The organism is Bacillus sp. 95MFCvi2.1 (assembly GCF_000374965.1).
Classification (GTDB): domain Bacteria; phylum Bacillota; class Bacilli; order Bacillales; family Bacillaceae_G; genus Bacillus_A; species Bacillus_A pseudomycoides.
The window spans coordinates 116,149-133,406 of sequence record NZ_KB895700.1; the positions used below are offsets into that span (position 1 = coordinate 116,149).

The following is a 17,258-nucleotide window of genomic DNA, read 5'->3' on the forward strand; positions in this document are numbered from 1 at the left end:
TAGATTTTTTAATTTGTAAGAACCACGGCTTCTAATTTTGGGGATTGATTAGAATAGCCTACTAATGCAAATGTGTAAATTGTATTTGGTTCTACTTTTACATCAGGGATGGTTACAAGTATCTTTTTTGTATCGGCAAGAGAAATTTCAATATCAGCTGTTCCAGGGCTTACCTGTAAATAATCTGTTACTTGTTTAAATAAGACATTTTCGAATAAATAGTCGCCACCTTTTATGGATATATGAACAGCAGGGGTATCAGAGGAAAAATGTAAAAATCTTATTTTTGCTTGACCAGATTGCAAAGGAGTATTATCCAGCATTGGTTGCAACTGTAGATGTGTATCAGTACTAATTGCTGCCAGTGTATAAGAGTGGTTACCCATCATGGGAACAAGTGCTGAAAAAATAGGTGTTTCATTACCGACTGGAACGATATCAACCCGGTACTGCCCTTGAGTTAAGGACAAATAAGGACTGTGTTGTTTAAAAGAAATGTTTTTTACTACCTTCTGTCCGTTAACTAAAAAATCAATAGCTGGTGTATGAGGGGATGCGTGGAATATTCTCATATAGGATGGCAATGTTGCTTCTTGAGAGCCGCGTTTTTCATACACATGTACAAGTTTGGTAATCGCACTATGATATTTCATATATAATTCCATATATTTTTTGGGATTTGTATATTGATAGTAACGGGCAAGTTGTTCATACAGGGCTGCTTCTTGTCCATATTTTTCAATTTCAGATTGAGCCATGTAAAATTCCTCCTTTGTCATCACTATAACTATATGCATCTCGGAAAAGGGCTTATGCAAAAAATGCTTCAAAATATAAATAGGATAATAGATAGTTTATCCCGCATTAACGGGCAGTAAGACCCCCACCTCAAGATTCAGGGAGAAACAAGGTAGGTAGGGGATCAACTGTCCGTAAAAGCCCGATTGGTGAGGGCTAATAATCAGTGGGGGATGAAGAAAACCCCCACTGATTAAAGTTTCACTGTATTTAATGCCACGAATTTTATACATATACAAGTTGCTCGATCTGGTGCAAACTATAAAATCGTTAGCGGAGTTATGGAGTTTTTAATTTATAGGCAAACGCACATACAAAGTGAGAGTTGTCCTACATAATTTATTAAGGGAATTTAATTTTTAAGTAGCGGAGGGAGTGGAGCAAATCATGTGGGGTTACGGATATCCTAGTAGTTATTGCGGATATGGTTATGGCGGCGGAGGGTACAGTACAGGTTCTGGATTTGCGTTGATCGTTGTATTGTTTATTTTACTAATTATTATCGGGGCATGTTGGGTTCGTTAATAACTGATAAAGAGCGTCATGCTGAACTGGTTAATATAGTTAATCGGTTCTTTCTTTTTTATTTTAATGTAAACTCGTATTTAAAATATCAGTTGGAACATGAGGTCTTGCGATATTTTAACACAAAAGAACAAATGAAGAAGTTGCAGTGGGATAAACTAATGATGGTAAAGGTTATCCAGAAACTGTGAAATTAATTGTTAAATATGTACTTGGAAATTTGAAATTACATTGAATGGAAGCATGTGTAAGGTTACATAAGGTTGTATCTATAGAGGATTAGAAAAATTAGATTTTCATAAAGTAAAACTTCAATCAGCGGTGGGGCTTCATCTCCCACCTGATTTCTTTGCTTTTGTTGCATGTTGGGGTGGGGCCTTACTGCTCGCGAATAGCGAGATAAAAAAGGAGTAGCCAAAAAATGTTAATGAAAATGAAAAATAAGAGGAGCGTCAGGTGGTAGCAATAAAAAACGAAAAGGATTAAATATAATACTTGTAAAAAAATAAAATATCAAAAAGAAGCTTCCTGGCCTTTCTTAGGTAAATAGTACAGAAAGATCAGGAAGAAAACTGGTTTATACTTTAATCAAGTATGTCTATTCATTACGTATACGTTGTTCTGTATCAATATCGAAAAAGTGCGCTTTAGTTAAACTAAAAGCTAACGGAAGTTTATCGGTAGCTTTAATTTCTGAACGAGCGTTGATTCGTGCAACAAAGTTTTGACTCGCAAGTTTTCCATGAATCATCGTTTCAGCACCTAATAATTCAGCGACCTCAACTGTAATTTCGACAGTTGATTCAGGAGAAGATTGAAGAACAATTAGTTCATCATGAATGTCTTCAGGACGAATACCGAGTATGATTTCTTTTCCATTATATCCTTTTTTCTTTAATGCTTTTAGTTGGCCATCTGGTACTTTGAAACGAATATTTTCTATATGAAAATAGTTATCTTGTAATGTTCCGGTAAAGAAATTCATAGCTGGAGAACCAATGAATCCGCCAACAAAAATGTTTTCAGGAGCATCGTATACTTCTTTTGGCGTACCAACTTGCTGGATGACACCATCTTTCATAACAACAAGGCGTGATGCCATTGTCATTGCTTCTGTTTGATCATGTGTCACATATATAGTGGTCGTGTTTAAACGGCGATGAAGTTTAGAGATTTCAGAGCGCATACTTACGCGCAATTTTGCGTCTAAATTGGATAGAGGCTCGTCCATTAAAAATACTTTTGCGTCACGAACGATAGCTCTTCCTAGCGCAACACGTTGGCGTTGTCCACCTGATAATGCCTTTGGTTTTCGTTTTAAGTAATCTTCAAGTCCTAAGATTTTCGCAGCCTCTGTTACGCGGCGATTAATTTCATCTTTTGGAAGTTTGCGTAGTTTCAAGCCAAACGCCATATTATCATAAACAGACATATGTGGGTATAGTGCGTAATTTTGAAATACCATCGCAATGTCGCGATCTTTTGGAGCGACATCATTCATACGTTCTCCATCAATATAAAATGAACCATCAGAAATGTCTTCTAGACCCGCAATCATACGTAGAGTTGTTGATTTTCCACATCCAGAAGGACCGACAAATACGATAAACTCTTTATCTTCAATATGTAAATTAAAATCAGAAACAGCAGTCGTTTTATTATCATAAACTTTAAAAATATGATCTAATACGAGTTCTGCCACAATTACTCACTCCTTATTCTTTGAATTAATCGAATTATAAGATTTTTTTGTAGGTAGGTAAATTGGCAGATTGCACAAAAAAATGAGAGGTTTTTATGCAAGTTTACGAGATATCTAAAGAAAGAAATGCCATGTAAACTGCTACAGCGCCTTCAAATGTTTTGATATTAATTCCTGTTTTTTCAATGAATCTATCAATTCGATACTGCAAGGTATTACGATGCAAATATAAATGTTTCGCTGCAAGTGATACATTTAAATTACATTGGAAGAATACTTTAACACTATCGATTAGTTCTTTATCATTTGAAATGTGTGCTAACAATTGATTTGTATATTTTTCTCTTTCTTCTTTTGGTAATGAGATCATTAATTGGTAAGGGAGTAGGTGTTCAATGTGTATAATCTTTTTTGATAAATAGGGAGAAAGAAAAGAAAATAATGCTCGTTCCCATTGATACAAACGAGAAATTCCATTTGTTTCGGTATAGTGTCTGCCAATAAAAAAGGATAGAGATATAAAAAAATCTGTTTCTAATGTATCAAGGGCTGTTTGTAATATAGATTTCGATATATCTTCTTCTAAGATGAGAACGCCGGCTTGAGAAGTCTCCCATATCGTTGTAGTGACGAAAGAAAACATGGACTGTAAAGCATCTTGAAATTCTTCTCTTTCTACTACAGAGTGATTTGTGAAAAAATGTAAAAAACGAACAGATACGATAGGAATATCCTTATTTTGATATAACGCTTCATACCAAGATTTTTCTTTTTCTGTTTCATAAAATGTATCAGTATGAATGGGCGTTAAGATTGATGAAAGTAATTGACGTTCCCTTTGGTGTAAGCGAGATTTGCGAATCCCTACTTTGTTTCCTTCAACTAAAAACCAGCTATACTCCCCAGACAATACTGTTTCATTAACCGTTATATCTTTACCGTAATATGTTTTTAATTGTTGAATCATAGGAACACTCCTTTTCTTTTTCTGAGATAAAGTGAAACTTTCATTTAGCCAGACCAATTGATTTTTTTGTGGGCAATTATCCCGCGCACCTATCTTTCTCATTTGTACGGACTTTAAGGTAGGGAGAATTTTATTAGTAATTAACCTTCATCGATCAGATTTTTACGGGAAGAATCAATTTGATAAAAATAATCTTTCTCTTGCAGGCAATTCCATTCATGCTTTTTATTTCGCAATAAATAGAATTATATTGTTAAGCTATGAATAAAAATGTTTGAAAAATTTTATAAAAAATTCAGAAAATGTATTACGAAAGAAAAAGTTGTAATGGTATACTTCATAACAACTGGTAATGACAACATGATATCATGATTTAATTTATTATTTATATAATCAATATATCATGGAAAAGAATGTAGTTACGGTGGAAAAGGATGTTACGAACGATATGCATCGACTTCTGCACTTATTCGCCAATATAAAGAAGCATCTCGATTACCAATGATGCTGGTGTGTATGGAGCTTGTTATTTAGGGTTGAATCGCTGGGAGAGTTAGATAGATTAAGGTGCTATGTAAGAGGAGAAACCTCGTACAGAGGATTAGCACATTTGTTTTTTCTCAGTAAAAAATATTTTGTAAAATGCAATAAAAGCATGTTTTTTAATAGGAATAAGTAGATGTCGAAAATTTAAAAAATAAATTATATGAAAGAAACCTCCTATGATTGAGTAATCATAGGAGGTTTCTATTTGAAGGATTTGTCTAAATTTGTTGAAAAATATGACAGATAAACAAAATAAATAGGAAGGAAATTGACGGGAGTTTCGTCGAAGTTTACACAATGCCAGCAATTGAGCGAAGCTGATGGTATGGTGAAAAAATAATTAGGTAGTATGTTTTTTAGGCTTATTTTTTATAGGGGGGAGGATTTTTTTAAGAGGGGTAAAGGGTTTGGTCTTTTATTATATTTCTGAATGTTTATTTTTATTTTGATTTTTAGTACTCATTTGTATATTTTATAATAGTTTTTTGATAAATTCACTGCGTTTGCAGAGGGTTCTTTTTTATGAAAGAAACGTCAATTTTCTTCATATATATATACAAATTGGAGAAATGGGGGAGCGCTATGCGCGATTACTTAATTAAGCCACTTGTTGGTCAGCCGTATCCAATGATTTCACATGGAAAAGGTGTGTATTTGTATGATCAAAATGGTAATAAATATTTTGATGGTTCGTCAGGAGCGATTACGGCAGGTATCGGACATGGCGTAACAGAGATTGCGGAAGTGATTAAAAAGCAGGCAGAGGAGATTGCTTTTGTGTACCGCTCACAGTTTACGAGTGAGCCAGCTGAGAAGTTAGCAAAGAAGTTAAGTGATTTAAGTGTAGGAGATTTGAACTGGAGTTTCTTTGTGAATAGTGGTACAGAAGCGAATGAAACGGCTATGAAAATTGCGATTCAACATTTTCAAGAGCGCGGTATTCAAGGGAAACATAAAATTTTATCACGTTGGATGAGTTATCACGGTATTACGATGGGAGCTTTATCAATGTCAGGGCATCCACTTCGTCGCCAGCGATTTGTATCTATTTTAGAAGATTATCCAACTGTTCCAGCGCCGTATTGTTTCCGTTGTCCGGTGCAGAAAGTATATCCAACGTGTCAGCTTTCTTGTGCAACGGAATTAGAACGAGCAATTGAACGAATTGGTGCAGAACATATTGCAGCTTTTATAGCTGAACCGATTATTGGGGCGGCAGGCGGTGCGGTTGTACCACCGAAAGAATATTATAAAGTAATTAAAGATATTTGTAGCCATTATGATATTTTATTTATTGCTGATGAGGTGATGACAGGCCTTGGGCGTACAGGTGCATGGTTTGCGATGGAACACTGGGGCGTGGAGCCAGACATCATGACGTTAGGAAAGGGTCTAGGTGCTGGTTATACACCGATGGCCGCGACGGTTGTGAGTGACCGTGTGATGGAACCGATTTTACGAGGGTCGCGATCAGTTATGAGTGGGCATACGCTAAGTGCTAACCCGTTATCAGCCGCGACAGCTTTAGCGGTTATTGAATATATGGAGAAACATAACTTACCTGAAAAAACAGCTGAAAAAGGAGAATATTTAATAAAAGGATTGCAGAAAGTTCAGCAGCAATCGACAATTATTGCCGATGTGCGCGGAAAAGGACTCCTGATCGGAGTAGAATTGCAATCGTTTACAAAAGCGTCTGAGCTCATTTCAGTCGCGGCGAAAAACGGACTTCTTTTATATCAAGCTGTTTCAGGGCAAGCAGGAAAAGAGGATAGTGCGCTGCTTGTTGCACCGCCAATGACAACTACATATTCTGAGTTAGATGAGTTACTTGAGATTTTTGCGAAAAGTGTGGAAGAGATGATGCAAAAAGGAGGGCACAGTATCGTATGACAACCATTACAAATACATTTGGTAAATTAAAAGAAATTGAAGAGATTATGTCATTGTTTCATGATGATATGACGTTAATGTTTGGAGGGTTTGGCGGAATTGGATCCCCTCCATCATTAATACAGGCTATTGCACAAAAAGGAATTACAAATTTACATTTAATCGGAAATGATACGGGATTTCCAGATGTAGGAATTGGCCGCCTTGTAACAAATGAGCGAGTGAAATCATTAATTACTTCTCATATTGGTTCAAATCCAAATGCAGGAAGACAGTTAAATGAAGGACGATTACGGATTGAGTTTTCGCCTCAGGGAACGCTAGCAGAGCGAATTCGTGCAGGTGGAATGGGATTAGGCGGAATTCTTGTCGATGTTGGTGTGGATACGATTGTAGAGGAAGGAAAACGAACAGTCGAAATGAACGGAAAAACATATTTATTGGAAACGGCTTTAACTGCAGAGGTATCGATTGTATATGCGAAGAAGGCGGATCCGTTTGGCAATCTTGTGTTTGATAAAAGTGCTCGCAATATGAATCCACACGTTGCGATGGCTGGAGATATTACAATTGTTGAGGCAGAAGAAATCGTACCGCTTGGAAGTTTAGATCCTGAGGAAATTGTTGTTCCAGGTGTTTTTGTAAATTATATTGTGCCGTCGGAAGGAGTGAATTGGAAATGGGTATGGGAGTAGAAGTACGAGATAAGATAGCAAGGCGTGCTGCGAAAGAAATTCAAAATGGAATGATTGTAAATTTAGGGATTGGTATCCCTTCTCTTGTACCTAACCATTTGCCTGAAGATATACATGTTATGTTCCAGGCGGAAAATGGAATCGTTGGAATGGGCCCGACGCCAAGTAAAGGAAGCGAAGATGAAAACTTGTGTAATGCGGCTGGATTGCCGACGTCACTCATTACAGGAGCAAGTTATTTTGACAGTTGCACGGCATTTGGAATGATTCGAAAAGGGTTGCTTGATGTAACAATACTTGGTTCACTACAAGTAAGTGAAAAAGGTGATTTAGCAAATTGGATTGTTCCCGGGAAACGTGTTCCTGGTATTGGCGGAGCGATGGATTTAGCGCAAAAAGCAAAGCGGGTCGTTGTTGTGATGAATCACGTTGATAAGTATGGAAATGCAAAAATTGTTTCAGAATGTACGCTTCCATTAACGTCGAAAAGGTGCGTGGATTTAATTATTACAGATATGGCTGTAATGGAAGTTACTTCTGAAGGTTTAATACTCCAAGAGTTAATGAGCCCTTATACAGTAGAGGATGTAAAACGAAATACGGAGGCATCTTTTCATGTGAGTTCTAATTTACTTGTGATTGAATGAGAGGAGCTAACAAATATGGAGCAATTAAAAAAACAAGTGTGTGATTATATTGAAAGTCATGAAGGAGAAAGTGTAAAGCTCTTAAAACGATTAATTCAAGAAAAAAGTGTATCTGGAGATGAGAGCGGCGCGCAAGCAATTGTCATTGAAAAACTACGTGAATTAGGTTTAGATCTCGATATTTGGGAGCCTTCTTTTACAAAAATGAAAGATCATCCTTATTTTGTATCTCCAAGAACGAATTTTTCAGATAGCCCAAATATTGTTGCGACGTTAAAAGGAAGCGGCGATGGAAAATCAATGATTTTAAATGGACATATCGATGTTGTACCAGAAGGTGATGTGAATCAGTGGGAACACCATCCATATAGTGGTGAAAAAGTAGGGAATCGCATATATGGTCGTGGAACAACCGATATGAAGGGCGGCAATGTGGCGCTTATGCTGGCAATCGAAGCGATTGTAGAACTGGGTATTGAGTTAAAAGGAGATATTTATTTTCAAAGTGTAATAGAAGAGGAGAGCGGTGGAGCAGGTACTTTAGCAGCAATTTTACGAGGGTATAAGGCAGATGGGGTTATCATTCCAGAACCAACAAATATGAAGTTTTTCCCGAAACAACAAGGTTCGATGTGGTTTCGCTTGCATGTGAAAGGAAAAGCAGCACATGGCGGGACTCGTTATGAAGGAGTAAGTGCAATTGAAAAGAGCGTGTTTGTTGTTGAACATTTGAGACAATTAGAACAGAAAAGAAATGAACGGATTACAGACCCGTTATATAAAGAAATTCCAATCCCTGTTCCAATCAATGTTGGGAAAATTGAAGGTGGTAGCTGGCCAAGCTCCGTACCAGATTCGTTGATTTTAGAAGGAAGATGTGGAGTTGCGCCGAATGAGACTATGGAGGCGGTAAAAGAAGAATTTGAAAATTGGATAGGGCAATTAAAGAATGTAGATCCATGGTTCGAAGAATATCCAGTAGAGGTAGAATGGTTTGGGGCAAGGTGGGTCCCAGGTGAATTAGATGAGGAGCATGCGCTCATTACAACGCTTCAAGATAATTTTGCTCAAATTGAAGGAAGAAGTCCAATTATAGAAGCATCACCATGGGGCACAGATGGTGGTTTATTTACACAAATCGCAGAAATCCCAACCATTATATTCGGACCAGGAGAGACAAAGGTAGCCCACTATCCAAATGAATACATTGAAGTGGATAAAATGATTGCCGCAGCAAAAGTTATTGCATGTACATTACTAGACTGGTGTGAGGTGAAAAAATGAACTATTATGAATCATTCAGAGAACAGACAAACTACTATACTGTAGAAGGAGTGCTAGATTATTTTAATAAACGTATTCGGGTAGATCATTATACAGGAAATGTAGAAAGTCTTATGCGAAAAATAGAAGAGTTAGCAGAGAAGCATTCTTTCACCAAATGCATTATAAAAGGAAAGGGAGAGCATGTTTCGGCGTGGCTCTCTTTTGGCTTTTTATTAGAAGCGACGATTCCACATTATTTTCAAGGACATGATGCATACTTTTTCGTAAAATATCGTGATGATGAAAGACGAAATAGTATCCAGTGGATTGATGAGGACCGCATTATAGATGGTGTGAGAGAAAAGGAAGTAAAGGAGAAACAAGTTCCAGAAAAATTTGTACTACGAAAAGCGACAGAGGCAGACGCAGAAGAATTGGCAAGTGTATTTGGAAAAGTGTTTGAAATTTATCCGACACCGTTAAATGAAGCAGACTATATTGTTCAGACGATGAAAGAAGATACGATTTATTATGTGTATGAATCAGAGGAGCGTATTATTAGTACTGCTTCAGCAGAAATGAATGTGAAAGAAGGTAACGCAGAATTAACGAATTGTGCAACTTTACCTGAATATCGAAAGCATGGATTTATGAAAAGTTTACTCATTAAGTTAGAAGAAGAACTACAAGAGAGAGCAATCTTTTGTTCTTACACAATCGCACGTTCACTTTCGTTTGGTATGAATGCAGCTTTTCATCAGCTAGGATATACATACACAGGAAGGCTAGCAAATAATTGTTATATTTTTGATAAATTAGAAGATATGAATGTATGGGTAAAAGATTTATCCCGCATGAATGGGTAGTAAAATCTTTACTTGAAAGTTTAGAATACCGGATTGCTGTGGGCTAATAATCAGTGGGGGATGAAGCCCCCCGCTGATTAGAGTTGCACTTTATTACTTGTTGGCGGGAAAGTAATGATATGAAATAAATAGAAAAGTAGAACGGAATCGTAATGCTTATAATCGCGCACAGGGGTGCCGGAAATTCGGCATATAAATTGCTGAATTTTTAGCAAGAGGGGGGAATGACATTGCTGGCAGTTTCGACACAAGAAGTCATTGAAGCGATTTTGGGCAGTATTGATGAAGCGATTCATGCTGTGGATGAGAATGGTATTACAATTTTTTATAATACTGTTGCTGCAAAACATGACGGATCAAAGATTGAGAATGTATTGGGTAAGCATTTATTAGAAGCATTCCCATCTCTATCAAGGGAAACGAGTACACTTATGAAAGTTTTAAATACAAAAAAGCCGATTTTACATCAAGTGCAGCGTTATCAAAATTTAAATGGTGAAGATGTTTGTACTGTAAATACCACATTACCTATTTTTATAGAAGGTGAAATTGCAGGTGCTGTTGAAATCGCAAAAGATTACTCGACGATTCAAAAATTAACGGATACAATTGTTGATTTACAATCGAAAATGAAACGATCCTCTAGGAAGAAGATAACAAAAAAACACGTTGCTTTTAATACAATTGTGACGAATGATTCCCGCTTTAAACAAACAAAAGATTTGGCGCAAAAGGTAGCTCCAACAAATGCAAACGTTTTAATATACGGGGAAACAGGAACAGGAAAGGAACTATTTGTACAAGCGATTCATGAGGCTTCCAACCGTAAAAACAAACCGTTTATTGCCCAGAATTGTGCAGCTCTTCCAGAGTCCTTACTAGAAAGTCTATTATTTGGGACAACTAAAGGGAGTTATACTGGAGCTATTGAACGTGCGGGGCTATTTGAACTTGCAGATGGAGGGACATTATTTTTAGATGAATTAAATTCGATGCCCCTTGATCTGCAGGCGAAAATGCTACGTGCATTAGAAGATGGAGTAATTCGTCGCATCGGTGATAGTAAGACGAGAAAAGTAGATGTTCGCGTGATTACGGCGATGAATCAACCTCCAGAAGTATGTTTACGTGAAAATAAAATTCGTACCGATTTATATTATCGTTTAAATGTATTTTCTCTATATATTCCACCGCTTCGTGAACGAAAAGAAGATGTATTATTGTTAGCATCCTACTTTTTAAGAGACTATAACAAAGAATATAAAAAACAGGTGCTCCATATTGATAATGGGACGAAAGAAAGGTTGCTAGCATATCATTGGCCTGGAAATGTAAGAGAGTTAAAACACACGATTGAACACGCTGTAATTATTGCAGAAGGAGGTTCATTAACAGTTAGTTGTTTACCACGAACATTTCGAAAAGAAGTAGATTCAAAGAAACAGAAGAAATCTATTCTTCCATTACGTGAGGCACTTCACCAAACAGAGAAAGAATTAATTAATCAAGCGCTAATGGAAACGGATGGGAATATTTTGCAAGCTGCTAAATTATTAGGTATTCCAAGACAAACATTGCAGTATAAATTAAATAAGTATGACAAAACCGCCGAATAATTGGCGGTTTTTGTGTGTTTGCACCAAAAAAAGAGCGTTTACATATACAGAAAGTAACGAATATTGTATTGAGTAGAGCGCCATTTAAAATAAGAAAAATATTTTTTCTCATATATAATAGGGTATCTTTCGTCATCACTTCTTGAAAATGTGGAGTTGGCATAATTATTGCTTATATAAATGGCGAGCGTAAAAAAAGGGGGAATAGCAATGTTACATGATGTATACAAACCAAATCGTCACTGGAAAGATATCGAATTATGGAAAGATGTTACAGAAGAGCAATGGAATGATTGGGTTTGGCAATTAACGAATACGATCAAAACGTTAGATGATTTAAAGAAAGTGATTAATTTGACACCAGAAGAAGAAGAAGGTGTTAAAATTTCAACAAAAACGATTCCGTTAAATATTACACCGTACTATGCTTCTCTTATGAATCCTGATGATCCACGCTGTCCGATTCGGATGCAATCTGTACCGATTTCGGAAGAATTATATAAAACAAAGTATGATTTAGAAGATCCGCTTCATGAAGATGAGGATTCACCAGTTCCAGGTTTAACACATCGTTATCCAGACCGCGTGTTATTTTTAGTAACAAATCAATGTTCTATGTACTGTCGTTACTGTACACGTCGTCGTTTTAGTGGACAAATTGGAATGGGTGTTCCGAAAAAACAATTAGATGATGCAATTGCTTATATTCGTGAAACGCCACAAGTACGAGATGTTTTAATTTCTGGTGGGGATGGTCTTCTTATTAATGATAAAATCTTAGAATACGTATTAAAAAATTTACGCGCAATTCCGCATGTGGAAATTATTCGTATCGGAACGAGAGCGCCAGTTGTATTCCCGCAACGTATTACAGAAAATCTATGTAATATTATTAAAAAATATCACCCAGTATGGTTAAATACGCACTTTAACACTTCTATTGAAATTACAGAAGAATCAAAACTAGCATGTGAAATGCTTGCAAATGCAGGTGTTCCAATTGGAAACCAAGCGGTTATTTTAGCAGGTATTAATGATAGCGTTCCGATTATGAAAAAACTGATGCACGATTTAGTAAAAATTCGTGTTCGTCCGTATTACATTTATCAATGTGATTTATCAGAAGGTATCGGTCATTTCCGCGCTCCGGTTTCAAAAGGATTAGAAATTATTGAAGGGTTACGTGGACATACGTCTGGTTATGCGGTCCCAACGTTCGTTGTAGATGCACCAGGAGGCGGCGGGAAAATTGCTCTTCAGCCAAATTATTTAATTTCACAAAGCGCAGATAAAGTTGTTCTTCGTAACTTTGAAGGTGTTATTACAACATATCCAGAACCAGAAAACTATGTACCAGGAAGAGCGGAAGGTTACTTTAAAGAGATTTATCCAACATATGAAGAGAAACGTTCGGATATTGGTGTAGCAGGATTGATGAGTGATAAGAAATTTAATCTTGTTCCGGATGATTTACAACGTATGAATCGTCGGAAAGATTATGAAACAAATGAAACACATTCTTCTTTAAAAGATAAACGAGATAAGCGTGATCAGTTAAAAGATAAAAAGTATCAAGCCCAAATGTCGAAATTAGAAGATGGCAAAAAAGCTGAGGGTGACGCAGTATGAATTGTATGTGGTGTGACAGTACAGAAGCAAGAGAAAGTCTGAATACTGTATATTGGGAATTGCCAGATGGTACAAAAGCCATTGAAATTCAAAAGACACCATGTATTTCGTGTTCATCATGTGGAATGGACTATCAGGCTGATCATGTTGTAAAAGAAATAGAAGATCAGTTGTTTTTAATTTATACAAAAGATTTACCAAAACAATTGACATATGAAGAATTAATGGAACGTCCACGTCTCCTAAAAAGAAATTATTTCGACTTTTAACCAGCGATTATGCTGGTTTTTTTCTTTTTACCCTTGTATAATGTATCCAAGTTAGAAAGGTAGGGAATATGTTTGAAAAAGTCATTTTATCACTATATGATGAAGTATCGTGCGTCTTTAATCAGAAATGAAATATCAGATTTAGCTGAAGCTATGTACGATGATTTAAGTTTTCCGAAGCAATCAGAAGATTACGATGAAATTAGTTCATATTTAGAATTAAGTGGATTACTAGGCAGTATGTCTATTTTTGATGAGGCGTGGGAGCTATACATACAAGAAAGATAACGATTAAACATATACAAATATATCTGTATTGGTGTACATCACTCTATAAAAAGTGATGTATTTTTTTATTGAAAAATTTTTTGAATATAAGCTGATGTGATAAGCGTTTTTCTGCCGTTTGCATATACTGGTATCAAAATCACGACTTTAAAAAGGAGAGATATAAATGGCAAGAAAAAAACAACCTAAATATAATGTAGGAGATATAGTCGTGATTACGCTATATGGAACTGTTGGCAAAATTACAAATGTTAATTTTCTATTTTTATTTGGTTAATACTATAGTATCACTCCTAATACATAATGTAAGAGGTGAAGAAAATGGGATTAGCCGCAATATACTTACGTTTATCCAGAAATGAAGAGCAACTAAACATAGATGAAATCTTATCCAATCATCGAAATGCGCTGACCAAACTCGCAAAACAGCAAAAATTAACTTACGACATTTATCAAGAAATTTCAAGCGGAGTTAATACTGACAGGCCTCAATTGAATTTACTGTTAAGCAGGTTAGATGATTATGATGCCCTCCTTGTAATGGATATAGACAGAATTTCTCGTGACAACGCTCATGCTGAAGAAATTAAAAAGATGCTCATTCTTCATGACATCAAAATTTTGACTCCCCAAGGCGCAATTGATTTGTCACAGGAAAGCAATGAAATGCTTTTTTCATTCCAAGCAATGATGGCAAATTTTGAATATAAACAAATTCGTAAACGTTTGGGAAGAGGACGATTAGCGGCAGCAGAACAAGGGAAATGGACGATGTCAAATCGAGTTCCATTAGGATATAAGAAGAACGAAGAGAAGAGATTAGAGATAGTTGAAGATGAAGCTAAAATCATTCGCTTTATCTTTCAAAAGACATTAGAACGAGTTAGTGCTAACGAAATTGCAAAACAGTTAGATACTTTAGGGTGGAGAAGCAGAAATGGTAAAGTTCTCACATCAGCACATATTAGTCAAGTCAGAAGGAACGTCGTTTATTATGGAGTTGTTCAAGCGTGCAGAAGAGTTAACGGTAGGGTAGTTGATGAAGTATTTGTTGAAAATGCTCATGAACCGATTATAAGTAAGCAAACATTTTTAGAAGTGCAGGAGATATTGGCAGAAAATACGACTGGTAATTTCTTTCATAAATTGAAAGCGAAGAGAAGACTTCAAAATTTAATTTATTGTAATTGTTGTGGGCGGAAGAGGTATCTGCAGAGTGATGGGGCAGGTAAAGAGTTTATAAAGAGTTGTAGTTACAAAATAGATAATAACGTCTGTCAAGATCGTGGGCATAAATATGAACCGGTTGAGCAGTATGTATTACAGAGAGTTAAAGAAAGAAAACAAAAAGTTGAAAAAGCACTAGAAAAGTTGAAATCTCTTGATATAGTTGATGAAGAGAAGGAGTTAATAGTTCGGCGAGAAGCTTTAGAGAAGCAACTTAATAAATTTGAGAAACGTCAACGGAATCTAAAAACTATGAGAATGGATGGAGAAATAAGTAAAGCCGAATTTTATGAGATGCGTGATGAGAACGAAGGAAAAATTAAGTCTATTCGGCAACAGATTGACCTTATTGACATTCAATTAGAAGATTTATCTAACACAGATGAAAAACAATGTGAGTACGAATACATCATCGGTATGTTAGAAAGGTTAGAGGAACTTGAGCCGGAAGCTTGCAACGCTTTTCTTAAGAGATTTATTAAGAAGATATGGTTTAGCAGTAATACAGAGACAAATCACGATACAACAAAACCAAGAAAAAAAGCTACAATAAAAATTGAGTGGTTATAAGCTTAATGCTCAGTCTTATTTCTAATAAAATTTAGAATTAAAAGGTCGATTATAATCTCGACCTTTTAATTTTTAAGTTATTTGAGCATTCTCAATAATATGGAGTTCATCCAACCATAACTGATTATTTTTGTTTGAATGTCTATTTCTCTCGACTCTTGCTTCAAAGCGAATCTAAAGTCTTTAACATCTATTTTACCACTATTATAAGCTTCAACCATAGTTAATATTTTTTGGGTATATATACGTTGCTCTTTATTAAAAACCATTCTCGAATTATTAACTTTTTCATTAACCTCTTTTAAATCCTCATCTGGAATCTTTTTATCAAATTCAGCAAATATTTGATACTTATCAATTAGATTTTTTATTGCTGTATAGGCATCGACATCGAGAGAATCTTTTAGTTTAAATGTTATTAAAAGGAACAATTGATAGATAGTATAAGAAAAGACATAATTCCTTAATACAGCAAGTAGTGACAAATTAGTGCTTATAGCTTCAAATTTTTCAATAAAATAAGTAATGATTGTTGTGGCGGTTATTATTTCAATCAAATAAAGTAATACATGTGTTAAGAACTGTAGTTTTGTAGAAGGTACTTTTTTTCTAAATAATGAAGTCAATATTAAACAAATTGCTATAAATAAGATTAAATAGAACGAAAATTTGTAATGCATGCTTATCCTCACTTTTAGAGTTTATAAGTTAAATAAAATTTATTTAAATGTGGTAATATTCGACAAAAAAACAGTAATTCCTGCACTTTTATTAAAAGAAAAAACATAAATTCTAAATTAAGTTAGTAATATAAAATTCTCATTTTATTATAGAAAAACCAAAAAAGGACCGTTTTGGTCCTAATACTCTTCTTTAACTAAAGCACCCGTTAGTTGAACAAGAACTTCAACCGATTGAACCTTTTTTCAATAAAACGATAAACTCAAATATTCCAATTCATTAAATAAAGTAACTATAGTTTCATAATTGTTCCATAAGATGGCTTGCTCACTCTTGCTATAATCTAAGAAGCCAGTTCAAAAATGCGCTTTTGTGCTTCAAGATAACGCTGCAGATTAATGATTGTATTCTCAGATTGCGAAGGTGTTTCTTTCTCTAGACTGGTTAGTTTAATCGCATTATCTGCTGCAAGTTTTTTTGTATACTCAAACATTCGATTCACAAACACATCCAACTCGTCCGTTGAAAGTACAATGCTGATTTTTTCAAAATCAGAATGCATTTTCAGTTCACCCAAGCGTGCCATCAAATCTGTAATTATCTCCATTGTAAGAGCACCCTCGCGCACAGCATTCAGGTAGACCTTTAGAGCCTCTCTAAATTTTACAACAACATCAGGTTCTTGATTTTTCTTTGCCTTATTATAAATTCCAGTGCCAATAGCTATTGCTATTTCTAACCCTACTTTAATAAGGGTTTTATTATTCTTGGCAAATTGTAAAACCTGTGCTCCCATACCCCGTGTTTTATCTTCATTCAAGTTGACCGGTTCAAGATGTTTTACAATTTGCCCTTTGTGTCTGTCTGTATTATGACGTACAACGCTTCCAATTCTTATATACTCTCCAGTTAAAATCTTCATACTAATTTCATCAGGTATGTTATATGTATCTTGAACAATTGCCATTCTTTCATCTCCTGTCATCTATCTCACCGGCTCAACTACCGACTGCACACCTTTATTTTTAAGGTTACTAATTAAAATATCTAACTCCATTATAGCTAGTAATAAT

The 17,258-nt window shown here is 35.5% G+C and carries 16 protein-coding genes; 11 read left to right on the forward strand and 5 right to left on the reverse strand.

From position 1 onward, the window contains the following. Window positions 1-8: 8 nt before the first annotated feature. Complete coding sequence (locus C568_RS0116415) at window positions 9-758, reverse strand: DUF4397 domain-containing protein (RefSeq protein ID WP_018782159.1); 750 nt, start codon at window positions 756-758, stop codon at window positions 9-11. Between the two features lie 427 nt (window positions 759-1,185). Between C568_RS0116415 and C568_RS30905 the strand changes: the two genes are divergently transcribed. After that, a complete protein-coding gene (locus tag C568_RS30905; RefSeq protein ID WP_006094759.1) occupies window positions 1,186-1,323 on the forward strand; it encodes a YjcZ family sporulation protein in 138 nt (45 codons plus the stop codon). Window positions 1,324-1,921: 598 nt separating this feature from the next. Here the strand turns inward: C568_RS30905 and C568_RS0116430 are convergent. Together C568_RS0116430 and C568_RS0116435 are read right to left on the reverse strand one after the other, a co-directional pair. Beyond that, window positions 1,922-3,025 carry an ABC transporter ATP-binding protein gene (locus C568_RS0116430; protein ID WP_003197473.1) on the reverse strand — a complete coding sequence of 368 codons (1,104 nt, stop codon included), beginning with the start codon at window positions 3,023-3,025 and terminating at the stop codon, window positions 1,922-1,924. A gap of 103 nt (window positions 3,026-3,128) precedes the next feature. After that, window positions 3,129-3,992 carry a PucR family transcriptional regulator gene (locus C568_RS0116435; protein ID WP_018782160.1) on the reverse strand — a complete coding sequence of 288 codons (864 nt, stop codon included), beginning with the start codon at window positions 3,990-3,992 and terminating at the stop codon, window positions 3,129-3,131. A gap of 1,128 nt (window positions 3,993-5,120) precedes the next feature. On the opposite strand from C568_RS0116435, the gene C568_RS0116440 reads away from it, so the two are divergent. The 10 genes from C568_RS0116440 to C568_RS0116490 all read left to right on the forward strand — a co-directional run bounded on the left by C568_RS0116440 (window position 5,121) and on the right by C568_RS0116490 (window position 15,504). Further along, window positions 5,121-6,431: an aspartate aminotransferase family protein gene (locus C568_RS0116440; RefSeq protein WP_018782161.1), complete on the forward strand. Its 1,311-nt coding sequence runs from the start codon at window positions 5,121-5,123 to the stop codon at window positions 6,429-6,431. Continuing rightward, on the forward strand, window positions 6,428-7,126 hold the full coding sequence (gene atoD / locus C568_RS0116445) for an acetate CoA-transferase subunit alpha (RefSeq protein ID WP_018782162.1): 699 nt from the start codon (window positions 6,428-6,430) through the stop codon (window positions 7,124-7,126). Before C568_RS0116440 ends, atoD begins: the two co-directional genes overlap by 4 nt. Continuing rightward, the gene (locus C568_RS0116450) at window positions 7,111-7,773 is read left to right on the forward strand and encodes a CoA transferase subunit B (protein ID WP_018766387.1); all 663 of its coding nucleotides are present in this window, start codon (window positions 7,111-7,113) and stop codon (window positions 7,771-7,773) included. The genes atoD and C568_RS0116450 overlap by 16 nt, the downstream gene beginning before the upstream one ends. Window positions 7,774-7,788: 15 nt before the next feature. After that, window positions 7,789-9,057, forward strand: a complete 1,269-nt coding sequence (locus tag C568_RS0116455; protein ID WP_006094762.1) for a peptidase — start codon at window positions 7,789-7,791, stop codon at window positions 9,055-9,057. Beyond that, on the forward strand, window positions 9,054-9,905 hold the full coding sequence (ablB, locus tag C568_RS0116460) for a putative beta-lysine N-acetyltransferase (RefSeq protein ID WP_018782163.1): 852 nt from the start codon (window positions 9,054-9,056) through the stop codon (window positions 9,903-9,905). The genes C568_RS0116455 and ablB overlap by 4 nt, the downstream gene beginning before the upstream one ends. 224 nt (window positions 9,906-10,129) lie before the next feature. Beyond that, window positions 10,130-11,521, forward strand: coding sequence for a sigma-54 interaction domain-containing protein (locus tag C568_RS0116465; RefSeq protein WP_003197487.1), 1,392 nt, complete (start codon window positions 10,130-10,132; stop codon window positions 11,519-11,521). A gap of 210 nt (window positions 11,522-11,731) precedes the next feature. Next, window positions 11,732-13,150 (forward strand): lysine 2,3-aminomutase, encoded by a 1,419-nt coding sequence (gene ablA, locus C568_RS0116470; protein WP_018766384.1) that lies wholly within the window; start codon window positions 11,732-11,734, stop codon window positions 13,148-13,150. After that, window positions 13,147-13,419 carry a YokU family protein gene (locus C568_RS0116475; protein ID WP_018766383.1) on the forward strand — a complete coding sequence of 91 codons (273 nt, stop codon included), beginning with the start codon at window positions 13,147-13,149 and terminating at the stop codon, window positions 13,417-13,419. Before ablA ends, C568_RS0116475 begins: the two co-directional genes overlap by 4 nt. A 72-nt stretch (window positions 13,420-13,491) precedes the next feature. Next, window positions 13,492-13,707 carry a YozE family protein gene (locus C568_RS0116480; RefSeq protein ID WP_018766382.1) on the forward strand — a complete coding sequence of 72 codons (216 nt, stop codon included), beginning with the start codon at window positions 13,492-13,494 and terminating at the stop codon, window positions 13,705-13,707. A 321-nt stretch (window positions 13,708-14,028) separates the two neighbouring features. Next, entirely contained in the window at window positions 14,029-15,504 is a 1,476-nt protein-coding gene (locus C568_RS0116490) for a recombinase family protein (RefSeq protein WP_018782165.1), read from the forward strand. A gap of 77 nt (window positions 15,505-15,581) precedes the next feature. Here the strand turns inward: C568_RS0116490 and C568_RS0116495 are convergent, their stop codons facing one another. Next, on the reverse strand, window positions 15,582-16,061 hold the full coding sequence (locus C568_RS0116495; protein WP_231398823.1) for a hypothetical protein: 480 nt from the start codon (window positions 16,059-16,061) through the stop codon (window positions 15,582-15,584). A gap of 467 nt (window positions 16,062-16,528) precedes the next feature. Beyond that, entirely contained in the window at window positions 16,529-17,152 is a 624-nt protein-coding gene (locus C568_RS0116500; RefSeq protein WP_018782167.1) for a hypothetical protein, read from the reverse strand. Window positions 17,153-17,258: the final 106 nt, after the last annotated feature.